This is a genomic window from Streptomyces sp. NPDC005811 (assembly GCF_040630405.1).
GTDB lineage: Bacteria > Actinomycetota > Actinomycetes > Streptomycetales > Streptomycetaceae > Streptomyces.
Map to the genome: position 1 here is coordinate 94,769 of NZ_JBEXXK010000036.1, position 26,366 is coordinate 121,134.

The 26,366-nt window shown below is 72.2% G+C and carries 24 protein-coding genes, 1 pseudogene and 1 riboswitch; of the genes and pseudogenes, 18 read left to right on the top strand and 7 right to left on the bottom strand.

Annotated features, from left to right (window positions below; genetic code table 11):
- Positions 1 to 123: 123 nt before the first annotated feature.
- Positions 124 to 1,854, bottom strand: coding sequence for an MFS transporter (locus ABZ490_RS33005; protein ID WP_358998311.1), 1,731 nt, complete (start codon positions 1,852 to 1,854; stop codon positions 124 to 126).
- Positions 1,855 to 2,122: 268 nt separating this feature from the next.
- On the opposite strand from ABZ490_RS33005, the gene ABZ490_RS33010 reads away from it, so the two are divergent.
- The 8 genes and pseudogenes from ABZ490_RS33010 to ABZ490_RS33045 all read left to right on the top strand — a co-directional run bounded on the left by ABZ490_RS33010 (position 2,123) and on the right by ABZ490_RS33045 (position 8,050).
- Positions 2,123 to 2,665: a SigE family RNA polymerase sigma factor gene (locus ABZ490_RS33010; RefSeq protein WP_358998314.1), complete on the top strand. Its 543-nt coding sequence runs from the start codon at positions 2,123 to 2,125 to the stop codon at positions 2,663 to 2,665.
- Positions 2,665 to 3,480: a hypothetical protein gene (locus ABZ490_RS33015; protein ID WP_358998317.1), complete on the top strand. Its 816-nt coding sequence runs from the start codon at positions 2,665 to 2,667 to the stop codon at positions 3,478 to 3,480. The genes ABZ490_RS33010 and ABZ490_RS33015 overlap by 1 nt, the downstream gene beginning before the upstream one ends.
- A gap of 154 nt (positions 3,481 to 3,634) precedes the next feature.
- Positions 3,635 to 4,543, top strand: coding sequence for an N-acetylmuramoyl-L-alanine amidase (locus tag ABZ490_RS33020; protein ID WP_358998394.1), 909 nt, complete (start codon positions 3,635 to 3,637; stop codon positions 4,541 to 4,543).
- A gap of 144 nt (positions 4,544 to 4,687) precedes the next feature.
- Positions 4,688 to 5,206 carry a hypothetical protein gene (locus ABZ490_RS33025; RefSeq protein ID WP_358998320.1) on the top strand — a complete coding sequence of 173 codons (519 nt, stop codon included), beginning with the start codon at positions 4,688 to 4,690 and terminating at the stop codon, positions 5,204 to 5,206.
- Between the two features lie 97 nt (positions 5,207 to 5,303).
- Positions 5,304 to 5,480, top strand: a pseudogene (locus ABZ490_RS33030) (N-acetylmuramoyl-L-alanine amidase); the annotation flags it as partial.
- 169 nt (positions 5,481 to 5,649) lie between these two features.
- Positions 5,650 to 6,459, top strand: a complete 810-nt coding sequence (locus ABZ490_RS33035; protein ID WP_358998323.1) for a DUF5336 domain-containing protein — start codon at positions 5,650 to 5,652, stop codon at positions 6,457 to 6,459.
- Between the two features lie 102 nt (positions 6,460 to 6,561).
- Entirely contained in the window at positions 6,562 to 7,572 is a 1,011-nt protein-coding gene (locus ABZ490_RS33040; protein ID WP_358998326.1) for an LLM class F420-dependent oxidoreductase, read from the top strand.
- Positions 7,573 to 7,759: 187 nt separating this feature from the next.
- Positions 7,760 to 8,050 (top strand): hypothetical protein, encoded by a 291-nt coding sequence (locus ABZ490_RS33045; protein ID WP_358998329.1) that lies wholly within the window; start codon positions 7,760 to 7,762, stop codon positions 8,048 to 8,050.
- A 55-nt stretch (positions 8,051 to 8,105) separates the two neighbouring features.
- Here ABZ490_RS33045 and ABZ490_RS33050 read toward each other — a convergent pair whose 3' ends face one another.
- From ABZ490_RS33050 to ABZ490_RS33060, 3 genes are read right to left on the bottom strand one after another with little or no spacing between them, the layout of a single operon-like run.
- Entirely contained in the window at positions 8,106 to 9,176 is a 1,071-nt protein-coding gene (locus ABZ490_RS33050) for a prenyltransferase (RefSeq protein WP_358998332.1), read from the bottom strand.
- A complete protein-coding gene (locus ABZ490_RS33055) occupies positions 9,173 to 9,919 on the bottom strand; it encodes a class I SAM-dependent methyltransferase (protein WP_358998335.1) in 747 nt (248 codons plus the stop codon). The genes ABZ490_RS33050 and ABZ490_RS33055 overlap by 4 nt, the downstream gene beginning before the upstream one ends.
- Positions 9,913 to 11,295, bottom strand: a complete 1,383-nt coding sequence (locus ABZ490_RS33060) for a glycosyltransferase family 4 protein (protein WP_358998338.1) — start codon at positions 11,293 to 11,295, stop codon at positions 9,913 to 9,915. Before ABZ490_RS33060 ends, ABZ490_RS33055 begins: the two co-directional genes overlap by 7 nt.
- A gap of 220 nt (positions 11,296 to 11,515) precedes the next feature.
- On the opposite strand from ABZ490_RS33060, the gene ABZ490_RS33065 reads away from it, so the two are divergent.
- The 3 genes from ABZ490_RS33065 to ABZ490_RS33075 all read left to right on the top strand — a co-directional run bounded on the left by ABZ490_RS33065 (position 11,516) and on the right by ABZ490_RS33075 (position 15,911).
- Positions 11,516 to 12,193 carry a TetR family transcriptional regulator gene (locus ABZ490_RS33065; RefSeq protein ID WP_358998341.1) on the top strand — a complete coding sequence of 226 codons (678 nt, stop codon included), beginning with the start codon at positions 11,516 to 11,518 and terminating at the stop codon, positions 12,191 to 12,193.
- Between the two features lie 5 nt (positions 12,194 to 12,198).
- Positions 12,199 to 13,611, top strand: coding sequence for a pentapeptide repeat-containing protein (locus ABZ490_RS33070; protein ID WP_358998344.1), 1,413 nt, complete (start codon positions 12,199 to 12,201; stop codon positions 13,609 to 13,611).
- A gap of 218 nt (positions 13,612 to 13,829) precedes the next feature.
- Positions 13,830 to 15,911, top strand: a complete 2,082-nt coding sequence (locus ABZ490_RS33075) for a tetratricopeptide repeat protein (RefSeq protein WP_358998347.1) — start codon at positions 13,830 to 13,832, stop codon at positions 15,909 to 15,911.
- A gap of 275 nt (positions 15,912 to 16,186) precedes the next feature.
- On the opposite strand, the gene ABZ490_RS33080 is transcribed toward ABZ490_RS33075, so the two are convergent.
- Both ABZ490_RS33080 and ABZ490_RS33085 read right to left on the bottom strand, forming a co-directional pair.
- Complete coding sequence (locus tag ABZ490_RS33080) at positions 16,187 to 16,420, bottom strand: ferredoxin (protein ID WP_055635455.1); 234 nt, start codon at positions 16,418 to 16,420, stop codon at positions 16,187 to 16,189.
- A 7-nt stretch (positions 16,421 to 16,427) separates the two neighbouring features.
- Positions 16,428 to 17,885: an aldehyde dehydrogenase gene (locus ABZ490_RS33085; RefSeq protein WP_358998351.1), complete on the bottom strand. Its 1,458-nt coding sequence runs from the start codon at positions 17,883 to 17,885 to the stop codon at positions 16,428 to 16,430.
- Between the two features lie 105 nt (positions 17,886 to 17,990).
- Here ABZ490_RS33085 and ABZ490_RS33090 point away from each other — a divergent pair, with 105 nt between their 5' ends.
- Positions 17,991 to 19,016, top strand: coding sequence for an MBL fold metallo-hydrolase (locus tag ABZ490_RS33090; protein WP_358998354.1), 1,026 nt, complete (start codon positions 17,991 to 17,993; stop codon positions 19,014 to 19,016).
- Between the two features lie 125 nt (positions 19,017 to 19,141).
- Positions 19,142 to 19,588 carry a nuclear transport factor 2 family protein gene (locus tag ABZ490_RS33095; protein WP_358998357.1) on the top strand — a complete coding sequence of 149 codons (447 nt, stop codon included), beginning with the start codon at positions 19,142 to 19,144 and terminating at the stop codon, positions 19,586 to 19,588.
- Here ABZ490_RS33095 and ABZ490_RS33100 read toward each other — a convergent pair.
- On the bottom strand, positions 19,585 to 20,280 hold the full coding sequence (locus ABZ490_RS33100) for a phosphotransferase (protein WP_358998360.1): 696 nt from the start codon (positions 20,278 to 20,280) through the stop codon (positions 19,585 to 19,587). The two genes, ABZ490_RS33095 and ABZ490_RS33100, sit on opposite strands and share 4 nt — an antisense overlap.
- Positions 20,281 to 20,348: 68 nt before the next feature.
- Positions 20,349 to 20,481: riboswitch (cobalamin riboswitch) on the top strand.
- 118 nt (positions 20,482 to 20,599) lie between these two features.
- On the opposite strand from ABZ490_RS33100, the gene ABZ490_RS33105 reads away from it, so the two are divergent.
- The 5 genes from ABZ490_RS33105 to ABZ490_RS33125 are packed head-to-tail and all read left to right on the top strand — an operon-like array spanning position 20,600 to position 26,141.
- The gene (locus tag ABZ490_RS33105) at positions 20,600 to 21,859 is read left to right on the top strand and encodes a prenyltransferase/squalene oxidase repeat-containing protein (RefSeq protein WP_358998364.1); all 1,260 of its coding nucleotides are present in this window, start codon (positions 20,600 to 20,602) and stop codon (positions 21,857 to 21,859) included.
- The gene (locus ABZ490_RS33110; protein WP_358998367.1) at positions 21,856 to 22,506 is read left to right on the top strand and encodes an SCO2322 family protein; all 651 of its coding nucleotides are present in this window, start codon (positions 21,856 to 21,858) and stop codon (positions 22,504 to 22,506) included. Before ABZ490_RS33105 ends, ABZ490_RS33110 begins: the two co-directional genes overlap by 4 nt.
- Complete coding sequence (locus ABZ490_RS33115; RefSeq protein WP_358998370.1) at positions 22,496 to 23,629, top strand: CbiQ family ECF transporter T component; 1,134 nt, start codon at positions 22,496 to 22,498, stop codon at positions 23,627 to 23,629. The genes ABZ490_RS33110 and ABZ490_RS33115 overlap by 11 nt, the downstream gene beginning before the upstream one ends.
- On the top strand, positions 23,626 to 25,338 hold the full coding sequence (locus ABZ490_RS33120; RefSeq protein WP_358998373.1) for an ATP-binding cassette domain-containing protein: 1,713 nt from the start codon (positions 23,626 to 23,628) through the stop codon (positions 25,336 to 25,338). Before ABZ490_RS33115 ends, ABZ490_RS33120 begins: the two co-directional genes overlap by 4 nt.
- Positions 25,299 to 26,141 (top strand): ECF transporter S component, encoded by an 843-nt coding sequence (locus tag ABZ490_RS33125; RefSeq protein WP_358998376.1) that lies wholly within the window; start codon positions 25,299 to 25,301, stop codon positions 26,139 to 26,141. The genes ABZ490_RS33120 and ABZ490_RS33125 overlap by 40 nt, the downstream gene beginning before the upstream one ends.
- Positions 26,142 to 26,366 lie beyond the last annotated feature (225 nt).

Here is a 26,366-nt window from a genome sequence, read left to right on the forward strand (position 1 = left end):
GGGACGGGGAGTGGATCCTTCAGGGACGGGGAGTGGTTTCTTCAGGGGCGCGGGGAACTGCGCGACAAGCCACGCCGAACCCGCAGCCGCCGGCCGACGCACCCCGGCACCTCATGAGGCGCGTTACGCGCTCACCGTCTCCCCCGGCAGCGACAGATCCAGCTCGACCGCCCGCTCCTCCCCGTGATGGGACGCGGACGACGCGAGCGGCCCATGCCCGAAAGCCTTGGCAGCGACGACATACGCCCCCTGCGCCGGCACGCCCAGCGCATAGCTCCCGTCCTCACCCGAGACGGTCGCCCCGGCCTGCCGCCCCCGGTGGTCGATCAGCGTGACCGTGGCCCGTGCCACCGGCGCGCCCTCGGCGTCCAGCACCAGCCCGCGGAAGCCGCGCAGCACCTCCTCGGCGCGCTCGACGATCTCGTCCCCGGCGCTGGCGGCCCGCAGCTGCGGCGCCCGATTGCCCTTCGGCAGCATCAGCGCGAAGAGCAGTCCGACGGCCACGGCGCCGGTGGCGATGAGGAAGGAGACACGGAAGCCGTGCATGGTCGGGACGGCGACACCGTTCACGTCGTTGGCGGTGTTGGCGAGGACCATGCCGATGACGGCGCTCGACACGGACGTACCGATGGACCGCATCAGGGTGTTGAGGCCGTTGGCCGCGCCGGTCTCGGAGGCCGGGACCGCGCCGACGATCAGCGCGGGCAGCGAGGAGTAGGCGAGGCCGATGCCCGCGCCGAGGACGACCGCGATGACCAGGCTCTGCCAGGCCGCGCTCATCAGGCCGAGTCCGGCGCCGTAGCCGACCGCGATGATCAGCATGCCGAGGATCAGGGTGACCTTGGGGCCGTACTTGGCGGACACCCGGGCGTAGACGGGCGCGGTGAACATCATCGTCAGGCCGAGCGGGGCGACCAGCAGTCCGGCGACGACCATGGACTGGCCGAGGCCGTAGCCGGTGGCGGTGGGCAGCTGGAGGAGCTGCGGAAGGACGAGCGAGACGACGTAGAAGCTGACGCCGACCATGATCGAGGCGAGGTTGGTGAAGAGGACGGCGGGCCGGGCCGTGGTCCGCAGGTCCACCAGCGGGGCGGCGATGCGCAGCTCGTACACGCCCCACAGGACGAGGACGACGGCCGAGGCGGCGAACAGGCCGAGGGTGGTGCCGGAGGTCCAGCCCCAGTCGCTGCCCTTGGTGATCGGCAGCAGGAAGAGGACGAGGCCGGCGGAGAGGCCGAGCGCGCCCGGCAGGTCGAAGGTGCCCGCGGCGCGCATCGGGGACTCGGGGACGACGAGGAGGGTGAGGACGATGGAGAGGACACCGAGGCCGGCGGCGCCGTAGAAGAGGGCGTGCCAGTCGGCGTGCTGGGCGACCAGGGCCGCGGCGGGCAGGGCGAGGCCGCCGCCGACGCCGATGGAGGAGCTCATCAGGGCCATGGCCGAGCCGAGCTTCTCGCGGGGCAGCATGTCGCGCATCAGGCCGATGCCGAGGGGTATCGCGCCCATCGCGAAGCCCTGGAGGGTGCGGCCCACGATCATCGGGAGCAGGGTGCTGGTGAGGGCGCTGACCAGGGCGCCGACGACCATCACGGCGAGGCTGAGGATCAGCATGCGCCGCTTGCCGTAGAGGTCGCCGAGGCGTCCCATGATCGGGGTGGCGACGGCGCCGGACAGCAGGGTGGAGGTCAGGACCCAGGTGGCGTTGCTCGGGGCGGTGTCCAGCAGCTGCGGCAGGTCCTTGATGACCGGGACGAGCAGGGTCTGCATCACCGCGACCACGATGCCCGCGAAGGCGAGCACGGGGACGACGGCTCCGCTCGCCTGGCGGGTGGGCCGGTCGGTCGTGTGCGTCATGGGGTGGGGGCCTCCGGGGCGGGACGTTCAGGGGTACGTGGAAGCTGAACCTGTATGCACGGGCAACTATTCCGATGCTTCGGCGTACTAACAATTTCTTTAGCTTCTCTTGGGAAACGGGAGGGAAGCCGGAGGGAAGCGGGACGGAGGCGGGGCGGAGGCGGGGCGGAGGCTCGAAGGACGCGGGAGAATCTCCGCACACTCCGTCACCGTCCGAGGCAACGGTCCGGCCCCCTCATGGCCTCCTTTGTGTATCTAGGAGGCGCACATGGGGGAATCGAAACAGGCCGGGGACAGCGAGTTCCAGGCCTTCGTCATCGGCCGCTGGCCGCGGCTGATGCGCACGGCGTTTCTCCTCACGGGGGAGCAGCACGCCGCCGAGGACCTGGTCCAGACGACCCTGGAGCAGGTCTACGTGGCCTGGCGCAGGGTCGCCTCGGCCGACGAGCCAGAGGCGTATGTACGGCGCGTGATGATCAACGCGCATGCCCGCAGGTACCGCAGGAGACTGCGCGAGTTCCTCGCCCCGAAGGGCGACGACCCGGGCCCGGCGCACGAGGTCGCCGACACCGGCGACCGCATCGCGCAGGCCGACGACCGCCACGCCCTGCTCAAGGCGCTCGCGGAGCTGCCGCCACGGCAGCGGGAGGCGGTGGTCCTGCGGTACTGGGAGGACCTGACCGAGACGCAGACGGCGACGGCGATGGGCTGTTCGGTCGGCGCGGTGAAGAGCAACGCGGCCAAGGGGATCGCGAAGCTTCGCGCCATACCGGCGCTGGCGGACATGGTGACGTACGGAGGGCGGAAGTGATGAGCGCGGACCGGGAGACGGACCACCCCATGGGACAGCACGACATCGCCCTGCTGCTGGCCGACGCCGCGGACGAGGTCGAGATCGGTATAGCCCCCACCCAGGCGCTGATCCGCGGCGGCCGCCGCCGCAGGGCCCGCCGCTGGGCGGTCGCGGCGGCCACGACGCTGGTGGTCGCGGGCTCGACGGGAGCTCTGGCACTGACCGGCCTCCCCGGAGGCGGGAACCGAGCGGCCCCCACGACGACGACCGGCTCACCGGAGCCGCTCCAGCCCCGCACCGGGGGCATCCTCGCGACCGGCACGGACCAGGGCGCGGAGTGGCGCGTCACCCTCGACGTCTGGCCGGCACCGGTCGGCATCAAGGACGCCCGGGCCTCGATGAGCGCGATGGCGCGGTACGGCGAGACCCCCGGCGTGAACACGCCCGAGGAGCTGGTCGGCCGAAGCGCCTGGTTCGTCCATCGCGGCACCACCACGCAGAACGGCGAAGAGTGGGAGCACCTGACCCTGCAAGGGCTGACCGGCCCGGACGAGACCATGACGGGCAAGGACATGGACGCCGCCGCGGTCCCCCTCTCCCCGGCCTCCGAAGGACCCGAGCGCCTGGTGATCGGCCATGTGGCCAAGACGGCCCGCGAGGTGACCTGCACCTGGAAGGACGGCACCACGACGAAGATCCACAGAGTTCCGGCGGGAGCCGACGTCAACAGCGACGACCTGACCATCCGCACGATCGACGGCTCCCCGTACAACTGGTTCGTCTGCCTGGCCCCGGCAGGCACGGAGTACAAGTCGGCGGAGGTGACGGGGTAGCGCGGCGGCCGGGCGGCGGGGCCGCGGTTCCCGGGTCCGGGCGGGGGTGCCCGTTAGGGTGGCAGGCGTGTCTTACACCGGTCCGCACTCCGAGCCCTTCGGCCCCACCGACCCGTACGACCCCTATGGCTCACCGCAGCCGCGCCGCTCACCGCTGCGGCGCACCCTGACGGTGGCGCTGGCCGCGCTCGTGCCCGGGGCGCTGCTGGGCTGGCTGGTGTACGAGGCGCTGGGCGGATCGGGCAACAGCGGGAACGGGGCGGCGGGGGTGGGGGTGGGGGCCCCGACAGGGGCCGCAGACTCACCCCCCGGCAGCACCCCCGACGACAAGGCCGGCACCCTCTCCGCCTCGGCCTCGGCCTCCGCCTCCCCCGGCCAGGACACCGCCACCCCCCTCAAGGGCAAGGTCGTCGTCATCGACCCCGGGCACAACGTCACCAACTCCCAGCACACCGCCGAGATCAACCGCAAGGTGGACATCGGCACCAACCTCAAGGAGTGCGACACCACGGGGACGTCCACCAACGCGGGGTACAGCGAGGCGAGGTTCACCCTGGACGTGGCGCACCGGCTGCGCGCGCTGCTGCAGGAGCAGGGCGCGACGGTGAAGCTGACCCAGGACGGGGACCGGCCGTTCGGTCCGTGCGTCGACGAGCGGGCCCGGATCGGGAACGCGGCGCACGCCGACGCGGTGGTGTCGATCCACGCGGACGGATCGGCGGAGGGCAACCGGGGCTTCCATGTGATCCTGCCGGGCCTGGTGCACGAGGGCGCCGCCGACACCCGCTCGATCGTCGCCCCGTCGAAGGACCTGGGGAAGCTGATCGCGGCCGACTTCGCGCACAGCACCGGCAGTTCACCGTCCAACTACATCGGCGACGGCACCGGCCTCGACACCCGTAAGGACCTCGGCGGCCTCAATCTGTCGACGGTTCCCAAGGTGTTCATCGAATGCGGCAACATGCGCGACACCAAGGACGCGGCCCTGCTCACCAGCGGCGCCTGGCGGGAGAAGGCGGCGCGGGGGATCTCCGAGGGGATTGCAGGCTTCTTGCGTAAATGACCGGTGCACGACACTGGCGCAATATCGTCATGACCATGCTCAGATCTTTCTCAAGTCCATTGCGGGCGCACGCGCCCCTTTGATCAACTCCGATCGACCAAACGTGATCGAAGAAATTCTTCAACGATCAAAAGGGGGGGCACGATGAAAAGCCGTCACATGGTGCGGTTCGGGAGCACGCTTACCGCTCTGACCACCTGCCTGGTCGGCGCGGGCTCAACAGCCGAAGCCCAGTCGGCAGAACGCTCCACCGACATCCGCGCCGTCACCGCGGCCGCCGCCTACCCGCTCGGCAAGCTGGTGAACGTCAGGTCCGCCGGGACGAAGTGCGGCACGTCTCCGATCGCGAAGGCGTCCGGGTCCGGCGGTATCAGGCTCACCATCTCCGAAACCAAGTCGGTGAGCACGACGCTCTCCGCCGACATCGGCGTGAGTTACAAGGTCATCAGCGCAGGCGTCGGCTGGAACGTCCAGAAGAGCCGCAGCATCACGATCAGCGGGAGCCGAGAGGTGTCCCGAGGAAAGCACGGCACTCTCACCGCCTACGCGAAGTACAGCGGGAAGAAGTTCGACATCTTCGACAACCTCACACAGAAGATCGTCGAGAGGAACAAGACTGCCTACAAGCCGATCGGCGTCTGCTTCACCTACAAGGAGAGGTAGATCCCGCTCATCGTCTTGATGGCTCGGCGCGAGGTCCGACGCCGACCACCGTCGTCCGCCACCGGCGCTCACCCTGCGACCGCAGCGGTGCAGCGCCGGTCCCGTCACATGTGAGAGCCTGCGCGGTCTCAATCTGTCAACGGTTCGCTACGCGTTCATCGAGTTCGGCACTCCGCGCGGTAACAAGGACGCGGCGCCGCTGACCAGCGGCGCCCGGGGGCAGACGGCGGCGCAGGGGATCTCTGAGGGAATCGTGAGTTTCCTGGGCGGGTAGTGATCCGCACGTTGATCCCGGCGGACAGTCCGATCGCGCGGGCGATAGTGTCGTCCCTGCGATCAGGGGGTTCCACGCGCTTCACACCGGGGCCCGAGGGCGGCAAGGTGACAGCGACGCCTCTACCGGACGTACCGATGACGACGAGACGACTGACGAAGGACCTGAAGTGAATATCCGCTCCCTCACTCGGGGCGACGGCGTGGTGATCGGAGCAGCGGTGTTGCTGTTCATCGCGTCGTTCCTCGACCTCTATTCGATCGACGGCGTGCCCGACAACATCGACCTTCCGAGCCTGTGGGGCAGCGGGCCGGTTCTGCTGGGTGTCGTCCTTGCGGGAATCATCGGCGCCGCAATCGTCGTCGTCAGCAGGATGCTGCCGCAGGAGCGCAAGATCGTCGGGCTGGATCTGCGTCAGTTCGGTGTGGCCTTCACGGTCTTCGCCGCGTGGAGCGCGCTCGGCAACGTCTTCGACCCGGCCGGGGGTTACGACAACGTCGGTGACAGCTCCAACGGTCCGGACGCCGGCACCGGTCTCATCATCGCCCTGATCGCCACCCTGCTCATGGCCGGTGCGGCTGTCGCCACCCCGCTCGTGCCCGCTCTGCAGGCCGGGCTCGTTCCCGCGCCCAAGCCGCCGACGCCTCAGCCGTACGGGGCGCAGCCGCCGGCCGGGTACGGGTATCCGGGGGCGCAGCCGCAGGCCGGGTTCGGTGGGCAGCCGCAGCCGGGGCAGCCGTTCGGGGCGCAGCCGGGGCCGGCCGCGCAGCCGCCGGCGCCGGACTTCTCGCCGTTCTGGTTCGCGGTGCCGGTGCCGCGGCCGCTGTACGCGGAGGACGGTGCGCCGATGCCGATCGCGGAGCTGGCGCCGGGTACCTGGTACCTCGCGGTCGAGCAGGGTGCGCAGGGTCTGGTGGCCCAGACGCAGGACGGGCGGCGTGGTGTGCTGCGGGACACGTCGGGTATCCAGCGCGGCTGAGCGGACGCTTCGTACCGACGGCCCCTCGCCCTTCCGGGTGGGGGGCCGTTGTCGTACAGTCGCAGCCCGGTCCAGAATCTGACGGTTCGTCAGGAGGCAGGTATGCGGCTCGGTCTCGCGCTCGGCTACTGGGGTCGTGGCCCCGCGCCCGGTCATGTGGAGCTGGCGCTGGAGGCGGAGCGGCTCGGGTACGGCTCGGTGTGGACGGCGGAGTCCTGGGGTTCGGACGCGTTCACTCCGCTGACCTGGATCGCGGCGCGGACCTCGCGGATCGGGTTGGGGACGGCGGTGGCGCAGATGGCGGCGCGTTCTCCCACGACGACGGCGATGCAGGCGCTGACGCTGGACCATCTGTCGGGCGGGCGGATGATGCTGGGGCTGGGGTTGTCGGGTCCGCAGGTGGTGGAGGGCTGGTACGGGCGGCCGTTCCCGAAGTCGCCGCTGACCGCGACCCGGGAGTACGTGGAGGTCGTACGGCAGGTGCTGGCGCGGCGTGCGCCGGTGGAGTTGGAGGGGCGGTTCCACGCGCACCCGTACCGGGGGGCGGACGGGACGGGGCTGGGGCGGCCGTTGAAGTCGATCACTCATCCGCTGCGGGCGGATCTGCCGGTGCTGCTGGGTGCGGAGGGGCCGCGGAATGTGGCGCAGACCGTGCGGATCGCGGACGGGTGGCTGCCGTTGTACTGGTCGCCGGGCCGGCCGGACGCGTACGGGCCGGGGCTGGAGGAGCTGCGGGAGGGGTTCGTCGTGGCGCCCCTCGTCCGCGTCAAGGTCTGTGCGGATGTCTCCGAGGGGCTGTTGCCGGTGAAGGCGATGCTCGGGTTCTACATCGGGGGGATGGGGCACGCGACGCGTAATTTCCATGCCGATCTGATGGGGCGTATGGGGTACGAGGAGGAGGCGCGGCGGATCCAGGAGCTGTTCCTGGCGGGGCGGCGGGAGGAGGCGGTGCTGGCGGTGCCCGATGCGTTCGCGGACGAGATCTCGTTGGTCGGTCCGCGGGAGCGGATCGCGGAGCGGCTCGAGGCGTGGCGCAAGGGGCCGGTGACGGATCTGCTGGTGGTGGCGCCGGATCCGGAGACGCTGCGGGTGCTGGCGGAGCTCAACTCCTGAGGGTGGCGCCGGGGTTCAGAGGAAGATGGCGATCGGGTTCAGGGTGAGTTCGCCGTGTCCGCGGTTCCAGGTGGGCACCTTCCCGGGCAAGCGGGACCTTGTCCTCACCGTTCTGCTCAACGGCGGCGAAACGACCCTTCCTCGTGGGCCGGGTTTCGGACGCGTGGGAGCGGTAACCCGCAGGAGCATGTCCCGATATCGCAACGGCGCGAACCAGGCCGGCACCGTCATCGCGGTCGTGGCCGACGTGATGGCCCTGATCCTGGGCCTGTGGATCCTCATGTACCTGCTGGACGCCAATCGCGGCAACGAGTTCGTCCAGTTCGTCCATGGCGTGGCCCGCTGGCTGGCGGGCTGGTCCCACGACCTGTTCACCTTCGACGAGGCGTGGGCGAGGGTGGTGGCGGGCTATGGGCTGGCGGCGGTGGTGTACCTGTTCGTCGGGCACGCCATCGCCAATCGGGTCCACCGCCACTGAAGGCGCCCTGAAGGCGCCCTGAAGGGGCGCGGGGCTGGTCGCGCCCGACGGCGTGTCACCCGCAGCAGTCCACCTCGAGCCCCCACGGCAGCTGCTCCCCCCCGAACACCGCACAAGTGGCCTCATGCCCACCCAGCGCGGCCACCGCGAGCAGCAACGACCCGGCGGTCCACGTGGTCAGCTCCCGCGGCCATATCGCCCGGTCCTCGAACACGTACCCGGTCCAGTACAGCCCCGACTCCGGGTCCCGCAGATGCTGGATGGACTGGAGGATCTCCAGCGCCCGGTCGGACTCGCCCACCGCCCACAGCGCCAGGGCGAGTTCGGCCGACTCCCCGCCCGTCACCCACGGGTTGGGCACGACACAGCGCACACCGAGTCCGGGTACGACGAACCGCTGCCAGTCCTCCTCGATACGGGACTTGGCCTCCGCGCCGGTCAACGCGCCGCCCAGCACCGGGTAGTACCAGTCCATGGAGTAGCGGTCCTTGTCGAGGAACCGCTCGGGATGGCGCCGTATCGCGTGCCGCAGCGCGCCCGCGGCGAGTTCCCAGTCCGGCTGTGCCTCCTCGCGCTGCTCGGCGATCGCCAGGGCGCAGCGCAGCGCCTGGTGGATGGAGGAGGAGCCGGTGAGGAGCGCGTCGGCGGTGGGGGTGCCGTCGTCGCCCTGCCGCCAGCCGATCTGGCCGCCGGGCCGCTGGAGCCGCAGCACCCATTCGACGGCCGCGTAGACGGCCGGCCACATGCGGTCGAGGAAGGTGTCGTCGCCGGTGGAGAGGTAGTGGTGCCAGACGCCTACGGCGATGTAGGCGACGAAGTTGGACTCGCGGCCGGTGTCGGTGACGTCGTCGAAGGCGCCGTCGGCGTAGGCGGCGTACCAGGAGCCGTCCTCGTTCTGGTGCCGGGCGAGCCACAGGTAGGCGCGCTCGGCGGCCTCGTGCTCACCGGCCGCGTCCAGGGCCATGGCGGCCTCGGTGTGGTCCCACGGGTCGAGGTGGTGGCCCCGGAACCACGGGATCGCGCCGTCCTCCCGCTGTACGGCGAGGATGCCTGCGACGGTCGCGGCGGCCTGCTCGGCGGTGAGGACCCCGGGCAGGACGAGGTGTTCTGTCCGGGGGGTCGTCACCGGGTGGCCGCCTCGACGTCGGTGCGGGGCAGGTGCGGCTTGGTCGCGTAGGCGACGAAGCTCTTGCCGATGAGCGGGTTGAGCGCCTGTTCGGCGACCCGGGTGGCCAGCGGCTTCTTCATGATGTCCCAGACCAGGAGCTTGTGGTACGCCCGTACCGGCAGGGCCTTGTCGTTGTCGACGCCGAAGGCGCACTTCAGCCACCAGTACGGCGAGTGCAGCGCGTGGGCGTGGTGGGTGCCGTACGGCTTGAGTCCCGCCTCGCGGATCTTCCCGAGGAGTTCGTCGGCCTTGTAGATGCGGATGTGGCCGCCCTCGACCTCGTGGTAGGCGTCGGAGAGGGTCCAGCAGACCTTCTCGGGGCCGTAGCGGGGCACGGTGATGGCGATGCGGCCGCCGGGCCTGAGCACCCGGACCATCTCGGCGAGCACCCCCTTGTCGTCGGGGATGTGTTCCATGACCTCGGAGATGATGACGACGTCGAAGGACTCGTCGGGGAAGGGGAGCGCCAGCGCGTCGCCCTCCATGGCGGTGGCGGTGGCGCCTTCCGGCGCCTCCCCGGCCTCCTTCATCGCGGCGAACCACTTGGCGACCTCGCGGATCTCCTCGCCGTTCTGGTCGAGGGCCACGACCTGGGCGCCGCGCCGGTAGCACTCGAAGGCGTGCCGGCCGGCCCCGCAGCCGAGGTCCAGGACCCGGTCGCCCGGCGCGAGCGGGAACCGGGAGAAGTCGACGGTCAGCACGTGGCCCTGCTTTCGCGATCGGATGCTCGGTTTACGACGTCAACATCTTCGGGCACCGCGGTCACCGGGCGGCGGGCGCCCCCGGCTATCGCCTCGCGGTAGCGGGTCACGGTTCCCTCGGCGGCCCGTGCCCAGGTGAAGTTCGCGAGCACGCGTGCGCGTCCGGCCGCGCCGAGCCGGGCGCGCAGATCGGCGTCGCCGAGGAGCCGGCCGAGTCCGGCGGCGAGGGCGCCCGCGTCGCCCGGGGGGACGGCGAGGCAGGTCTCGCCGTCGCGTCCGGCGACCTCGGGGATGGCGCCGCCGGTGGTGGCGAGGAGCGGGGTGCCGGTGGCCATGGCCTCGGCGGCGGGCAGGCTGAAGCCCTCGTAGAGGGAGGGCACGCAGGCGACCTGTGCCGAGCGCACCAGGTCGACGAGTTCGGCGTCGGAGATGCCCTTGACGAACTCGACGGCGCCTTCGAGGCCGTAGCGTTCGATGGTCTGGGCGACGGGCCCTTCGGCGGGGCGCTTGCCGACGACGACGAGGTGGGCGTCGGGGTGCTCGGTGCGCACCTTCGCCAGGGCGTCGACGAGGTGGACGAGACCCTTGAGGGGGACGTCCGCGCTGGAGGTCGTGACGATCCGGCCGGGCACGACGGGCACGGACGGGTCCGGGGAGAACAGGTCGGTGTCGGCGCCGATGTGGACGACGTGGATCCGGTCGTCGCGGACGCCGAGGTGGTCGACGATCTCCTGGCGGGAGGTGCCGGAGACGGTGAGCACGGAGGGCAGCCGGCGGGCGACGCGCTTCTGCATCCGGGTGAAGGCGTACCAGCGGCGCTTGGACAGGCGCTGCTGCCATCCCTCGGCGGCGTCGAGCTCCAACTGCCGGTCGACGGTGATGGGGTGGTGGATGGTGGTGACGAGGGGTGCGCCGACGTCGCCCAACAGGCCGTAGCCGAGGGTCTGGTTGTCGTGCACGACGTCGAACGCGCCGCGGCGGGCGCGCAGATGGCGGCGGGCGCGCAGGGAGAAGGTGAGCGGCTCGGGGAAGCCGCCGGTCCACATGGTGGCGACCTCGAGGGCGTCGATCCAGTCGCGGTACTCGTCGCGCTTCGGGGTCCGGAAGGGGTCCGGGGAGCGGTAGAGGTCGAGGCTGGGCAGCTCGGTCAGGGTCAGGCCGTCGTGGCCCTCGTCGAGGACGGGGTACGGCTGTGAGCCGATGACCTCGACGCGGTGGCCGAGCCGGACCAGTTCGCGTGACAGGTGCCGTACGTAGACGCCCTGGCCGCCGCAGAACGGGTTCCCCTTATAGGTGAGGAGCGCGATGTCGAGCGGTCGCCCGCCGTCAGCGGCGAGGTCACGTGGGGACCCCGCCTGACTGGCCTCAGCGGTCACTCCGGGCCCCCTTCTGCCTGCACTGTCCCGCGAGGTTACGACGAGACGCTAATGTAGAACAAGTTTCAGACTTGATCGTTCGGGAGGCTCCGAATCTACCGGCTGGTAGGGGTGCCGGAAGAAGTGGATCAGGTGATTCACGCCACGGCTCACCGCGCCCCGGCGGCCCTGCCATGCTGTGTGATCACCGAGCCTCACCGACTGTCACGGAACGGGACCCATGCCTGTGGAAGACTCCACCCAGCGCCCCGCCTCCTCCCCTCTCACGGAGCGGCAGGAGGCCCGCCGCCGGCGCATCCTGCACGCGAGCGCGCAGCTGGCCAGCCGGGGCGGTTTCGACGCGGTGCAGATGCGGGAGGTCGCGGAGTCCTCGCAGGTCGCCCTCGGGACGCTGTACCGGTACTTCCCCTCCAAGGTGCATCTGCTGGTCGCCACCATGCAGGACCAGCTGGATCACATGCACGGCACGCTCCGCAAGAAGCCGCCGTCCGGGGAGCGTCCGGCGGAGCGGGTCGCGGAGACCCTGATGCGGGCCTTCCGCGCGCTCCAGCGCGAGCCGCATCTGGCCGACGCGATGGTGCGCGCCCTGACCTTCGCCGACCGCAGCGTCTCGCCCGAGGTCGACCAGGTGTCCCGGCAGACGACGGCGATCATCCTCGACGCGATGGGCCTGACCGACCCCACGCCCGAGCAGCTGTCGGCGGTCCGGGTCATCGAGCACACCTGGCACTCGGCCCTGATCACCTGGCTCTCGGGCCGGGCCTCGATCGCGCAGGTGCGGATCGACATCGAGACGGTGTGCCGCCTGATCGACGTGACGGATCCGGCGGGGCCGGCGCTCCCGTCGCCGCAGGCAACGGCGTCCACCGCAACCAACCGCGGGCGAGCGCAGTCCTGACAGGAGTGATCTCTCGTCCATCCCGGCGCCGCCCCGAGCGGCGCGGCCTGCGTCTGTGGCCTGTCGGCGTCGCGCTCGGCGTCACGTTCACCACCGCGGTCGTGGTCGCCGCCGCCGTTTTCCTCACCGGGTGGGACCTCCTCGACGCCCACGGCCTCAAGCCTCAACGGCGCATCGACTCCAGCACCCTGTTCGACCTCGTCAAACTGTCGTTCGGGGTCGTGGCCGGCGCCGGAGCCCTGGTGGCCCTGGTCGTCGCCTACCGGCGTCAGCGCGTCGACGAGGACGGCGCCCTGCGGGAGGCCACCCGGCTGCACACCGAGCGCTTCACGACCGCCGTCTCCCAGCTCGGCACCGAATCGGCCGCCGTCCGTCTCGGCGGGGTGCACGCCCTCGCCGGTCTCGCCGACGACGCTCCCACCCGTGCGCTCCGCCAGACCTGCATCGACGTCCTGTGCGCCTATCTGCGACTCCCCTACACGGCCGAAGGCGACCTCCCCTCCGGCGCCCCGGACGCCCAGCACACCTACCGGGCGCTGCGGGAGGTCCGGCACACCGTCATCCGGGTCGTCCGTGACCACTTGCGGCTGCCACCGGAGCACCAGCACTCCTGGCAAGGCCACGACTTCGACTTCACGGGCGTCGTCTTCGACGGGGGCGACTTCTCCCACGCGGTCTTCCGCGACGGCCTGGCCAGGTTCACCGGCGCGACCTTCGCGGGACAGCCCGTCTCCTTCGCGGGAGCCCGGTTCCACTCAGGAGGCACGGCGGACTTCACCCACGCCGTCTTCGCCGCGGGGGCGGCCGACTTCGGCGGCTCCTCCTTCTCCGGCGGCACGGCGGACTTCACCGGAGCGGAATTCCGGGGAGGAACGGTCTACTTCAGCGGTTGTGCCTTCGCGGGCGGAACGGTCCTGTTCCACGGGGCCCGGTTCACCGGAGGCACGGTCTCCTTCAGCAACACCCTGTCCTTGGCCGCCTCGGGCGACGCGGAGTTCTCCGGCGCCACGGTGGACTTCGGTGGTGCGGCGTTCTCCTCCGGGCGGTTGGTGCTCGACGGGGTGACGTTCTCCAGGGGCCTGGTCACCTTCGCGTACGCGGAGTTCTCCGGCGCCCGGGTCGGCTTCGCCGGCGCCCGCTTCTCCGGGAGCACGGTGAACTTCAACGACACCGTGTTCTCCGCCGGAACGGCCAAGTTCACCGACACGATGTTCTCCGGCGGGACGGTCGCCTTCGACAACGCGGCGTTCATCGGCTCCATGGTCGACTTCGGACACAGAACCCTCTCCGGTGGCGCCGTCGACTTCTCCGGTGCCCGCGGCACCGCACCGGCGGCACTGCTGCCGTCGGGCGGACCGGCTTCCCCCTTGCCGAGCGGGCTCGCCGTGCCACCGGCCTGGCGTGCGACTACTCCCTGATTACCCGGGGAACCCGCGCGGGCGGCGACGCGGACTCCGGTGGGACGGGGCCCGCCGCCGGGCGTTTCGGTGCCACCGGTCCGGCACATATCCCCCTGGGGCATGTTGCCGAACGAGGTGCCGCCGCCCGCCTGGAGGCGGTGGCGCAGGATACTGAGCCTTCAACACGCCCTGGAGACATGGCACGTGCGGCGGCAGCGCAGGAGGGAAGCCGGTAAATGGAGGAGCACAGCACGCCTTCCGGAGCAGGACAGCCGGGCGGCGGGGCCGGGGCGTCCGGGGCAGCCTCCGACGCCCCGGCCCCGCTGCCTTCCGGTCCCGCCGCTCCTCGTCAACTGCCGCGAGCGGCGACGCACTTCACCGACCGCACCGTGGAGATCACACGGCTGGACGCGGCAGCCCACGCGAACAACGGCCTCACCGTGGTGTCCGGGCAGGCCGGTGTCGGCAAGAGCGCACTGGCGGTGTGGTGGGCGCACAGGATGAAGGACCGATTCCCGGACGGTCAGCTCTACACCGACCTGCGCGGCTATCACACACTGCCCCCGCAGCGACCCGAGGAGGCGCTCCACTCCTTCCTGCTGGCCCTCAACTCCCCGATGGACAATCTCCTGGGACACCTCGACGCCATGTCGGCGAGATTCCGCTCCCTGCTGCACGGCAAACGGGTGCTGATCGTCGCCGACAACGCGCGCAACGCCGAACAGATCGTGCCTCTCCTGCCCGGCACCCCCGAGTGCTGTGTGGTCGTCACCAGCCGCAGCGACCTGAGTTCCCTGGCCGCGACGCACGGAGCCAGTCGGGTGCCCCTGCGGCCGCTCCCGCAGCGGGACGCCGTCGAGTTGTTCTCCCGCGTGTCAGGACAGAGCGAGACCCAGCAGGTCGCTACGTTGATCAGGCAGTGCGGCAGGCTGCCCCTCACCGTACGGATCGTCGCTCAGCGGAGCCAGGCCCCCGACGACATCGCGGACCTGATCGAGGACCTGACCGACCCCCGTGAGCGGCTGGCCGCCTTGAACAGCGCCGACGAGGAGACGGGCATGCGGCTGGTGCTCTCGTGGTCGTACAACGGACTCACTCCGGAGAAGGCGCACGCCTTCCGGCTGCTCGCGCTGCACGCGGGCCCCGACTTCTCCCCCGAATCCGCCGCAGCGCTGCTCGGTGTCCGGACCGGGGCGGCACTGCGTCTGCTGCGCGCCCTCAAGTCCGACAATCTGCTGGAAGAGGTGTCGGACCGGCGGTTCCGGTTCCACGACCTGGTCCGCGACTACGCCCAGGAACGGGTCCTCGCCGAGGAGCCCGAGGCCGTGCGCGACGCCGCGATCCGCCGCGAACTCCGTTTCTACCTCCACTGCTGCGACAGCATCGACCGAGTCCTCGCTCCGCAGCGCCAGCACGTCCCGCTGGACGAGGAGGACGAGGAAGGCGGGCCGCTGTCGCGCCCCGTCCTCGGGGACCACACGTCGGCACTCGCCTGGTGCGACGCGGAGATCGTCAGCCTGGCGGCCGCCGTCGACCAGGCCGCGCAACGCCGCATGCACGACATGGCCTGGAAGATCCCGATCGCCCTCATCTACTACTTCGTGGTCCGTCACCATCACACCTACCGGCACGATCTGTCCGCCATCGCTCTGCGGGCCGCTCGTCTGAGCCACAACACGTGGGCGGAGATCTGGGCCGAGATCTGTCTGGGCGGAGCGACGGGCGAGGTCGGCAAGCACGCCGAGGCCGCCGCGCACTTCACCAATGCGCTGAACCTCAGCACGAGAACCGGCGACCTGAAGTGGGAATCCATCGCCCGCTACAACCTGGCGTGGACACTGCGGGTCGCCGGCCGGTACGAGGAGGCGTACATCCAGCAGAAACAAGCCCTGGAACGGCACACCGACGAGGCGAACCAGCGCAGTCAGGCGATCAGCCTCAACGAGCTCGCCACCATAAGTCTCGTCCTCGACCGACCGCAGCGGGCCCTTGACCATCTCCTGGCCGCGCTCCCCCTGTGCCGGGAGGCGGAGGACCTGCTGACGGAGGCCGCGGTCCTCCACCAGATGGGCGAGGCCGGTACTCGCCTGGAGGACCGAACCTCGGCCCTCGACTGGTACGGGCAAGCCGTCGCCATCCGGCGCAGGGCGGACGACCGTCCCGGTCTCGCGGAATCCCTCATGGCGCTGGGCCGACTGCGGATCGAGTCGAACCTCGATGTGGCCCGCGAAGCACTGACCGAGGCACTGAAGATCATGGAGCTGCTGAAGGATCCGCGGGCCGAGGAGGTGCGGGACCTGCTGAACAGCATCCCGTGACAGGGCACGAGCGCCTTGGGCATGGAGAAACCTACGAGACGGGTTCCCTTCGCCGGCATGGTCCGGATCAGGTGTTGGGGGTCGCCTTCCGGCCCGACTGCTGCCTTCCGGCCTCTCAGCCCTACCGTCGACGTCGGCCTCAGCGGATGCCTTCGCGTCGCGCTGCGGTCGGCTACTCCGGTCGGACTCCCTCACTCGCCTCGTAGGCCACTAACAGGATAAGCCGGACGGAGGGGGATGAAACCCCCGGAGGTCAAGATTTTTCGGCCCGGCTCTCAGTCCTCCGGTGGGAACACCGCCTCCCCGCTGTCGAGCAGGGTGATCGCGATCGCCTCCACCGGGCAGCTCTCCGCCGCCGTCAGCACCCGCTCGTTCGCGTCCGCGTCCGGGGCGACCGGGTGGGACTGACGGGCGGTGTCGAGGCGGAAGCCGTCCGGGGCGTGGTGGATGCACTGGGCCGAGCCGATGCACAGCGAGCGGTCGACCTCCACGTGCCAGCGGTCCCCCATGGCCGGGTCAGCCTTCCCAGCCCGCCGGCAGATGGATCATCTTGTGCTCCAGGTACTCGCCGAAGCCCTCGGGCCCGAACTCCCGCCCCAGTCCGCTGTTCTTGTAGCCGCCGAACGGGCCGAGCATGTCGAGGCTGAAGGTGTTGACGGAGTACGTCCCGGTACGGACCTGGCGGGCGACCCCGATGCCGTGCGCCACGTCGGCCGTCCACACGCTGCCGCTCAGCCCGTAGTCGGAGTCGTTGGCGATCTTCAGGGCCTCGGACTCGTCGCCGTAGGGGAGCAGACAGATCACCGGGCCGAAGATCTCCTCGCGGGCGATCCGCATGGAGTTGTCGACGTCGCCGAAGAGGGTCGGCTCGACGTACCAGCCGCGGTCCAGCCCCGCCGGACGGCCGCCGCCCGTCAGGACCTTCGCGCCCTCCTCCTGGCCGATGCGGATGTAGTCGAGGTTGCGGCGCTGCTGGCGCTCGGCCACCAGGGGGCCCACCTGGGTGGCCGGGTCCAGCGGGTCACCGACGACGAGGGCGCTCGCGGCGGCGGCGAAGGCGTCGGCGAACTCGTCGTAGCGCGAGCGCGGCAGCAGGATGCGGGTCTGGGCCACACAGGCCTGCCCGTTGTTCATCCAGGCGGCCGGGACGATCCCGGCGACCGCGGACTCCAGGTCGGCGTCCGGCAGCACGATCGCGGCCGACTTGCCGCCGAGTTCCAGCGTGACGCGGGTGAGGTTGCGGGAGGCCACCTCCATGACCCGCTTGCCGGCCGCGACCGAGCCGGTGAAGGAGACCTTGTCGACGCCGGGGTGCCCGACCAGGTACTCGCTGACCTCGCGGTCCGCCGGCAGGATCGACAGCACACCCTCCGGCAGCCCGGCCTCCCGCGCGATGTCCGCGAGCAGATAGGCGTCCAGCGGCGACTCCGGCGACGGCTTGAGGATCACCGAGCAGCCGGTGAGCAGCGCGGGCGCGAGCTTGGCGGCGGCGACGAACTGGGGGACGTTCCAGGGGACGACGGCCGCGACCACGCCCACCGGCTCGCGCCGTACGAGGATCTTCCCGAGCACGCCGTCGCGGCGCTCCTCGTAGGTGAAGTTCCGGGCGACGGCGATCGCCGCGTCCCAGACCATCATCGCGCCGAGCGCCTGGGCGAGGACGCTCCAGGAGTACGGGGAGCCGTTCTCGGAGGAGATCACGCGGGCGATCTCCTCGTGGCGCATCGCGATGCCGTCCTTGATCCGGCTGACGACCGCGATCCGCTCGTCAAGGGAGAGCCGGGACCAGGGCCCCTCGTCGAAGGCCCGCCGGGCGACGGCGACGGCCCGGTCCACATCGGCCGCCGAGGCATGCGGCACCCGCCCGATGACCTCCTCGGTGTGCGGCGAGATCACCTCGATGACGGCATCGCCCAGGGGGTCCGTCAACTCTCCGCCGATGAACAGCTTTCCGTGTTCCACGAGCTCAGCCATGGCCACTGCCTTCGTCCGCATCATTTCTGACGGTGTTTCAGAAACTGATACCAGTTCTAGTTATAGTGGGCAATGGCCATGGATCGGCCGGGGGACGGAGGGCAGATGGCGGCGACGTTCGATCACGGCGGGGGTGTGCGGTCCCTGCGGGTGCCGATTCCGGACAATCCCCTGGGGTTCACGCTGGTGTACGTCGTGGACACCGACCGGGGGCCGGTGCTGGTCGACACGGGGTGGGACGACCCGGCGTCGATGGACGCGCTCGTCGACGGGCTCGCGGGCTGCGGTACGGCCGTGTCGGAGGTGCACGGGGTCGTCATCACGCACCACCATCCCGACCACCACGGGCTTTCGGGCCAGGTGAGGGAGGAGTCCGGGGCGTGGGTGGCGATGCACGCGGCGGACGCCTCGATCGTGCGCCGGGCGCGTGAGACCCGCGCCGAGCGCTGGTACACGTACATGGCGGACAAGCTGGCCGCGGCCGGTGCCCCCGAGGAGCACATCGCGCCGATGCGGACGGCCCGGCGGCGTACGCTCCCCGGGCTCTCGCCCGCGCTGCCCGACCGGGAGATCGTGCCCGGTGAGTTCCTCGACCTGCCCGGCCGCCGGCTGCGGGCGATCTGGACGCCGGGCCACACCCCCGGCCATGTCTGCCTCCACCTGGAGGAGGAGCACCCGGCCGGCCTCCCGGGCCACGGCCGGCTGTTCTCCGGGGACCATCTGCTCCCCGAGATCAGCCCCCACATCGGGCTCTACGAGGACCCCGACGACACCACGGTCACCGACCCCCTCGGCGACTACCTCGACTCCCTCGAACGCGTCGGCCGGCTCGCCCCCGCCGAGGTCCTCCCGGCCCACCAGTACCCCTTCACCGACGCCCCGTCCCGGGTGAGGGAGTTGCTCACCCATCACGAGGCCCGTCTCACCGGTCTCCTCACCCTCCTCGCCACTCCCCTCACCCCCTGGCAGCTCGCCGAGCGCATGGAGTGGAACCGCCCCTGGGAGCAGATCCCCTACGGCTCCCGCACCATCGCCGTCTCGGAGGCGGAGTCCCATCTGCGGCGCCTGGTGAAGCTGGGGCGGGCGGAGGCGGTGCCGGGGAGCGACCCGGTGACGTACGCGGCCACCTAGGGCCTGCCCCAGGGGAAGCCGGGGGTGCGTGGGAGCGGTGCCGTTCACGGGAGGGAACCGCTCCGTTCACACCGTGGGCCTACGGTGCTCCCACCTCTGTCCCGGACCCCTAGGTGCCGTCACCCATGGACCCGATCGCCCAGCTTCACGCGGAACGTGCCTGCCTGCGGCTGCTCCTCGACCTCGTCGTCCGCCTCGACGTCGGCGAACCCGGCTCCGTGGCCGAGCTGTTCACCGAGGACGGCGTCTGGGTCTGGCCGGAGGGCGACCGGCTGGTCAAGGGCCGCGCCGCCCTGCGCGCCCACTTCGGCTCCCGTCCCGCCGACCGGCACGCCCGCCGGCTGATGGCGGACGTCCGGGTCGACGTGACCTCCCCGGACACGGCGACCGCCACCTCGTACTTCACGACGTACCGCACGCACACCGCCCCGCCGACACCCCCGGCCCCGACCCCGGCGCCCGTGGGGATCGGGCATTACGAGGACACCCTGTGCCGCACCACCGACGGCTCCTGGCTCCTCGCGGCCCGCACCCTGCGCCTGCCCTGCGACCGCCCGACACCCCGCCTCTAGCGCAGATCCCGGGCGGCCTGCGAGCGGATCAACTCCCCTGCCGCGCCCAGGAGTCCGACCTCGTCCTCGCTCATCGTCGGATTCGCCGCCCGCCGCCGCAGCGCCTCCCGCAGGCCCTCCTCGTCGAGCCCGGAAGGGCCGGCCAGCAGCCCCGTCAGGGTCGCGCGGGCCGCCTCGGCGTACGGCTCGGCGGAGACGGCCGCCTGGGCGAGGATCACCGCGGACATGCCCCAGTCCAGACCGGGGTCGCCGTCCTCCGCGGTGCCCCAGTCGATGACCCGGGGGCCGTCGGCGGTGAGGATCACGTTCTCGGGGTGGAGGTCCAGGTGCAGGACGCGCAGACCGGGCCGGGACGGGGAGCGGCCGGGCACGGCGTGCAGTTCGCGCAGCAGCCGGGCGAGGAGGGCGCCCGCCGCCGCGGGGCCCAGCGTGCCCGCCGCGAACGCCTGGAGCATCGTCGGCCCCTCCAGCCGCTCCATCACCAGGTCGGTGCGCGAGGGAGCGGTGCGTACGGCGGGCGCGGGATAGCCGTGCCGCCGTTCGTGCTCCATGACCGCCGCCTCGGCGGCCGCGTCGCTCCAGCCCTCCCGGTCGCGGCGCAGCACCCACGCCCCGTCGATCTCGTACACGTCCGCCGTCCGGCCGGAGCCGAGCAGTCTGCCCGGGACCGGTGCCCTCCCCGTAGTGGTCATGGCCAGAACCTAGCGGGGCGGGGCGGGCTGCGGCGCATGTCTCACAGCCACCCCTCAGCGCCCTGGCTACCAGCCGGTACAGTGTGCGGGTCGTCATCACACCCGTACGGGGGGAAGCCGGTGCAAACCCGGCGCTGACCCGCAACCGTGAGCCACCCCCGGGTGGCGAGCCGGACTGCCCCGTACGGAAGTTGACCGGCTCTCGTGCGCGGCGTCCCGCCGCCGTACGGCACCGTCGAGGTCTACGGAGTCGAGCCGCCGGGGTGTCCCGTGCTGCCCGGCTCCCGGACCTCCCGACCGGGAGAGGCACCCGCCGATCATGAAGTTCCGCCGCAGCGCCGGCGCGGTCGCTCTGACCGCCGCCACGACCCTGCTCACCGTGCTCGGCGGCTCCGCGCCCGCCACGGCCGCCACCCTGTCGACGTCCCCGTCGGCCGCCCTGCCCGCCGGGCTGTACGGCACCGGCGACCCGACGTACGACGGAGTGTGGCGCCAGTCGCTCGCGCTGCTCGCCCAGCGCACGGTGGGCGTGTGGCCCGCGCGCGCGTCGGTGGACTGGCTGGCGGGGCAGCAGTGCGCGGACGGCTCCTTCGCCGCGTTCCGCGCCGACCCGGCGAAGGCCTGCGACGCGAAGACCATGGTGGACACCAACAGCACGGGGGCGGCCGTCCAGGCGCTGGCCGAGATCGGCGGCCACGAGGCGCGGGTCAGGAAGAGCGTGGCCTGGCTGAAGTCCGTCCAGAACGCGGACGGCGGCTGGGGCTACTCCCCCGGCGGGGCCACCGACGCCAACTCCACCTCGGTCGTCATCGGCGCGCTCGCCCAGGCCGGCGAGACGGTGCCGAACGTCCGCAAGGACGGCAGGTCCCCCTTCGACGCCCTCACGAAGCTCGCCCTGCCCTGCACCGGCGAGGACGCGGGCGCCTTCGCCTACCAGCCCGACAGGAAGGGCGCGCTCACCGCCAACGCGGACGCGACGGCGGCGGCCGTGCTCGGGATGAACGGCGAGACACCGGCCGTGACCCGCCAGGACGACGCCGACTCCGCGCCGGCCTGCGCGAAGGTCCCCGCCGACGAGCCCGAGCAGGCCGGGGAGAACGGCGCCGTCTGGCTCGCCCGGGCCCTCGCCGAGGACGGCCACCTCACCTCCGCGCTGCCCGGCGCCGGGGAGCAGCCCGACTACGGCAACACCGCCGACGCGGTCGTCGCCCTGTCCGCCGTCGGCCTCAACGACCAGGCCACCGCGCCCCTGCGCTGGCTGGAGGCGCACTCCGCCGACTGGGCCGCGCAGGCCGGCCCGGCCGCGTACGCCCAGCTGATCTTCGCGGCGCACGCCGCACGGGACGGCGACGTCCACGACTTCGGCGGCCGGGACCTGGTCGCCCTCCTCAACGCGACGGGCCCTGCCCCCGAGAGCGTGGACGACGTCGAGACGGCCGGCCCGAGCGCCGCCGCCGAGGACAAGGACAAGGACGAGGGGAGCCTGAGCACCGTCTGGACCGTCGGCGCCGGTCTCCTCGTCGGCGCGGTGGCCGGCTTCGTCCTGATCGGCCGCGGCCGCAAGCGGCGGCAGCCGTGATCCGGCCCGCCCGCACCCTGCTCCGGCCCGCCCGCACCCTGCTCCTGCCGGCCCTGGCGCTGCTCCTGCTGGCCGCGGCCCCCGCCCCGGCCCACGCCACCGGCTACCGCTACTGGTCGTTCTGGGAGCGCACCGGCGACCGGTGGACGTACGCGACCGAGGGCCCGGGGACGGCGCGCCCGGCCGACGGCACCGTCCAGGGATTCCGCTTCGCGGTGAGCGCGGACTCCGCCGACGCGTCCCGCCCCCGCGGCGCGGCCTCGTTCGGCGCGATCTGCGCCCGTACGCCCGCCCGGTCCGGCACGAAGCGCGTCGCCCTGGTCATCGACTTCGGCACCCGGTCCGACGCCCCCTCGGGCGAGACCCCGCCCGCCCTCCGATGGGCCTGCGCCCAGGTCCCCCCGACCGCGACCACCGCCGAGGCCCTCGCCACGGTCGCCCAACCCCTCCGCTACGACACGAACGCCCTCCTCTGCGCGATCGCGGGCTATCCGAGGACGGGGTGCGGAGAACAGGTGTCGACAGCGAAGAAGCCCACCGTCAAGGACACCGGCCCCTCGGTGGGCGTGTACGCGGGCGCGGCGGCGGTGGCGGCCCTGGCGGGAGCGGCACTCTGGCAGGCCCGGCGGCGGAGACATGGGTCGTAGCCCGCTCGACGCACCGCGCCTCGCGTCACCGCGCCCCGCGCCACCACCCGCCGCGCCACCGCACCCGATCCACCCCGCCGCCTGGTGGCTCTGGTCCCTCTCCCTCGGCACGGCCGCCACCCGCACCACCAACCCCCTCCTCCTCTCCCTTCTCCTCGCCACCTCGGCCTACGTCGTGGTCACCTGCCGCCCCCGCACCCCGGCCCCCTGGGCCCGCTCCTACCCCGCCTTCCTCAAGCTCGCCCTGGCCGTCATAGCCGTCCGGCTCCTCTTCACCGTCGCCCTCGGCTCCCCCGTCCCCGGCACCCACACCCTCCTCACCCTCCCCGAGGTCCCCCTCCCCGCCTGGGCGCAGGGCATCCGCCTGGGCGGCCGGGTCACCGCCGAGGCCCTCCTCTTCTCCTTCTACGACGCCCTCCGCCTCGCCACCCTCCTCGTCTGCGTCGGCGCCGCGAACGCCCTCGCCAGCCCGTCCCGGCTGCTCAAATCCCTCCCCGGCGCCCTGTACGAGACCGGGGTCGCCGTGGTCGTGGCGCTCACCTTCGCCCCGCACCTCATCGCCGACGTCCACCGGCTGCGCGCCGCCCGCCGGCTGCGCGGCCGCCCGGACCGGGGCGTACGGGGCCTGCTCCAGGTGGGCCTGCCGGTCCTCGAAGGCGCCCTCGAACGCTCGGTCGCCCTCGCCGCCGCGATGGACGCCCGCGGCTACGGCCGTACCGCCGACGTCCCCGCCCCGGTCCGCCGTACGACGGCCGTCCTCACCCTGGGCGGGCTGCTCGGCGTGTGCGCGGGAACGTACGGGCTGCTCACGGCGGCCGGAGCGACGTACGGTCTCCCCCTCCTGCTCGCCGGGCTCGCCGCCGCGCTCGCCGGACTGCGCCTCGGCGGCCGCCGCTCCCCCCGCACCCGCCACCGTCCCGACCGCTGGACGCCGCGCGCCCTGCTCGTCGCGGGCTCCGGCGCGACGACGGCCGCGCTCCTCACCTTCGCCGCCGCCGCGGACCCGGCGGTCCTGCGCCCCGGTGTCCTCCCGCTCACCGCGCCCGCCCTGCCGGTGTGGCCCGCTGCGGCGGTCCTCCTGGGTCTCCTGCCCGCCTTCCTGTCCGAGGAGCAGCCGTCGTGATCCGCTTCGAGAACGTGTCCGTGACCTACGACGGTCTGCCCCACCCCACCCTCCGCGACGTCGACCTGACCGTCCCCGAGGGCGAGCTCGTCCTTCTCGCGGGCCCGTCCGGCGCCGGCAAGTCCACGCTCCTCGGTACGGTCTCCGGCCTGGTCCCGCACTTCACCGGCGGCACCCTGCGCGGCCGGGTCACGGTCGACGGCCGGGACACCCGGACCCACAAGCCGCGCGAACTCGCCGATGTCGTGGGCACGGTGGGCCAGGACCCGCTGTCCCACTTCGTGACGGACACGGTGGAGGACGAGCTGGCGTACGGCATGGAGTCGCTCGGCCTGCCCCCGGCCGTGATGCGGCGCCGGGTCGAGGAGACCCTCGATCTGCTCGGCCTCGCCGCCCTGCGCGACCGGCCGCTCGCCGCGCTCTCCGGGGGCCAGCAGCAGCGGGTCGCGATCGGCTCGGTCCTCACCCCGCACCCGCGGGTGCTCGTCCTCGACGAACCGACGTCCGCGCTCGACCCGGCCGCCGCCGAGGAGGTCCTGGCCGTCCTCCTGCGCCTGGTCCACGACCTCGGTACGACGGTGCTGCTCGCGGAGCACCGGCTGGAACGCGTCCTCCAGTACGCCGACCGGGTCGTCCTCCTCCCGTCCCCGGAGGCGGCCCCGGGAGCCGCCCCGGGAGCGGTCCCGCGCCTGGGTACCCCAGCCGAGATGATGGCCGTGTCTCCGGTGTTCCCGCCGGTGGTGGACCTGGGGCGGCTGGCGGGCTGGTCGCCCCTGCCCCTGACGGTGCGCGACGCCCGCCGCCGGGCGGCCGGCCTGCGCGAACGCCTCGACGGGGCCCGCCCCGCGACCCCCGCGGCACCCCGACCCCCCTCGCATGCCGTGCGGACGCGCCCTCCCCGCCCCACCCGCCGTCTCTTCCGCAGAACCGAACCGGCGGCCCCCGTCACCACCCCCGCACCCCCCGCCGAAGCCCGCGCCCTCTCCGTCCGCCGTGACCGGATCCAGGCACTGCGCCGCGTCGACCTCACCGTCGCCCCCGGCGAGACCGTCGCGCTGATGGGCCGCAACGGCGCCGGGAAGTCCACCCTGCTCGCCGCCTTCACCGGTCTCGTCGAGCCGTCCGCCGGGACGGTCCGGGTCGGCGGCGCGATCCCGCACCGCACCCCGCCCCGTGAGCTGGTGCGCCGGGTCGGGCTGGTGCCGCAGGAACCCCGTGACCTGCTGTACGCCGACACGGTCGCCGACGAGTGCGCGGCGGCCGACCGGGACGCCGGGGCCGCCCCCGGGACCTGCCGTGAGCTGGTCGGCGAGCTGCTCCCCGGCATCGCCGACGGCACCCATCCCCGGGATCTGTCCGAGGGGCAGCGGCTGACGCTGGCGCTCGCCGTCGTCCTGACCGCCCGCCCGCCGCTGCTCCTGCTGGACGAGCCGACCCGGGGTCTGGACTACGCGGCGAAGGCCCGGCTGGTCGCCGTGGTGCGGGGGCTGGCGGCGGACGGGCACGCGATCGTCCTCGCCACGCACGACGTGGAGCTGGCCGCCGAGCTGGCCCACCGGGTGGTGCTGCTCGCCGAGGGCGAGGTGATCGCCGACGGTCCGACGGCGGAGGTGGTCGTCTCCTCGCCGTCCTTCGCCCCGCAGGTGTCGAAGATCCTGGCCCCGACACCGTGGCTCACGGTCGCGCAGGTGAGGGAGGCGCTGAGGTGAAGGCCGCCGCCGTACCGCTCGGTCCCCGTTCCCTGTCCTCCCTCGCCCTGGTCGGCGCGGTGGGGGTGATCGCCTTCGGCTGGCCGTTCCTCGCCCCGCCCGACTCCTCGCTGAACGCCCATGCCCAGGACGCGCCCTGGCTCTTCGCGGGGCTGCTGGTGCTGCTGGTGGCGGTGGTCGCGGCGACGCTCTCGGAGTCGGGGCTCGGCGCGAAGGCGGTGGCCATGCTGGGCGTGCTCGCCGCCACGGGGGCCGCGCTGCGCCCGATCGGGGCCGGCACGGCCGGTATCGAGCCGATGTTCTTCCTGATGGTGCTGAGTGGGCGGGTGCTCGGCGCGGGCTTCGGGTTCGTCCTCGGCTCGGTCACGATGTTCGCGTCCGCCCTGCTCACGGGCGGGGTGGGCCCCTGGCTGCCGTTCCAGATGCTGGCGATGGGCTGGTTCACGATGGGCGCCGGGCTGCTCCCGGGCCGGGCGGGGCTGCGGGGCCGTACGGAACTGGCGCTGCTGTCCCTCTACGGCTTCCTCGCCGCCTTCGCGTACGGCACGGCGATGAATCTGGCGGGCTGGCCCTTCATGGGCACGCTGGCCTCGGGCATCGCCTTCGACCCGGACGCGGCGGTCCCCGCCAACCTGGCCCGGTTCGTCGCGTACTGCGTGGCGACCTCGCTGGGCTGGGACCTGGGACGGGCGGTCGTGACCGTGGTGCTGACGCTGACGGTCGGTCCGGCCGTGCTGAGGGCGCTACGCAGAGCCACCCGCCGGGCCGCGTTCGAGACCGCGGTCACTTTCCAGGACCGTTGACCGGTGAACCACCCCACATGACTCACATCACCTACTAACCCATCTAGTGGTGCATATCGGACGCCATGTCCACGCCATCATGCCCTCTGACCTGCACTTTGAGAGCCAGGTCACACAAGCCGCGCTCACTCCAAGTACGGCCACAACTAGCAAAAGGGGTCTTTGCGGACACCCTCCGACCCTGCTTCTCTGGAGGACGTCGCACGGCGCCGACAAGCCCACGGG

Bases quoted from the DNA above. Each gene is read 5' to 3' on its own strand.
- ABZ490_RS33005 (WP_358998311.1), bottom strand. From the start codon at position 1,854: ATGACGCACACGACCGACCGGCCCACCCGCCAGGCGAGCGGAGCCGTC.
- ABZ490_RS33010 (WP_358998314.1), top strand. From the start codon at position 2,123: ATGGGGGAATCGAAACAGGCCGGGGACAGCGAGTTCCAGGCCTTCGTC.
- ABZ490_RS33015 (WP_358998317.1), top strand. From the start codon at position 2,665: ATGAGCGCGGACCGGGAGACGGACCACCCCATGGGACAGCACGACATC.
- ABZ490_RS33025 (WP_358998320.1), top strand. From the start codon at position 4,688: ATGAAAAGCCGTCACATGGTGCGGTTCGGGAGCACGCTTACCGCTCTG.
- ABZ490_RS33040 (WP_358998326.1), top strand. From the start codon at position 6,562: ATGCGGCTCGGTCTCGCGCTCGGCTACTGGGGTCGTGGCCCCGCGCCC.
- ABZ490_RS33045 (WP_358998329.1), top strand. From the start codon at position 7,760: ATGTCCCGATATCGCAACGGCGCGAACCAGGCCGGCACCGTCATCGCG.
- ABZ490_RS33065 (WP_358998341.1), top strand. From the start codon at position 11,516: ATGCCTGTGGAAGACTCCACCCAGCGCCCCGCCTCCTCCCCTCTCACG.
- ABZ490_RS33075 (WP_358998347.1), top strand. From the start codon at position 13,830: ATGGAGGAGCACAGCACGCCTTCCGGAGCAGGACAGCCGGGCGGCGGG.
- ABZ490_RS33080 (WP_055635455.1), bottom strand. From the start codon at position 16,420: ATGGGGGACCGCTGGCACGTGGAGGTCGACCGCTCGCTGTGCATCGGC.
- ABZ490_RS33085 (WP_358998351.1), bottom strand. From the start codon at position 17,885: ATGGCTGAGCTCGTGGAACACGGAAAGCTGTTCATCGGCGGAGAGTTG.
- ABZ490_RS33090 (WP_358998354.1), top strand. From the start codon at position 17,991: ATGGCGGCGACGTTCGATCACGGCGGGGGTGTGCGGTCCCTGCGGGTG.
- ABZ490_RS33095 (WP_358998357.1), top strand. From the start codon at position 19,142: ATGGACCCGATCGCCCAGCTTCACGCGGAACGTGCCTGCCTGCGGCTG.
- ABZ490_RS33100 (WP_358998360.1), bottom strand. From the start codon at position 20,280: ATGACCACTACGGGGAGGGCACCGGTCCCGGGCAGACTGCTCGGCTCC.
- ABZ490_RS33105 (WP_358998364.1), top strand. From the start codon at position 20,600: ATGAAGTTCCGCCGCAGCGCCGGCGCGGTCGCTCTGACCGCCGCCACG.
- ABZ490_RS33115 (WP_358998370.1), top strand. From the start codon at position 22,496: ATGGGTCGTAGCCCGCTCGACGCACCGCGCCTCGCGTCACCGCGCCCC.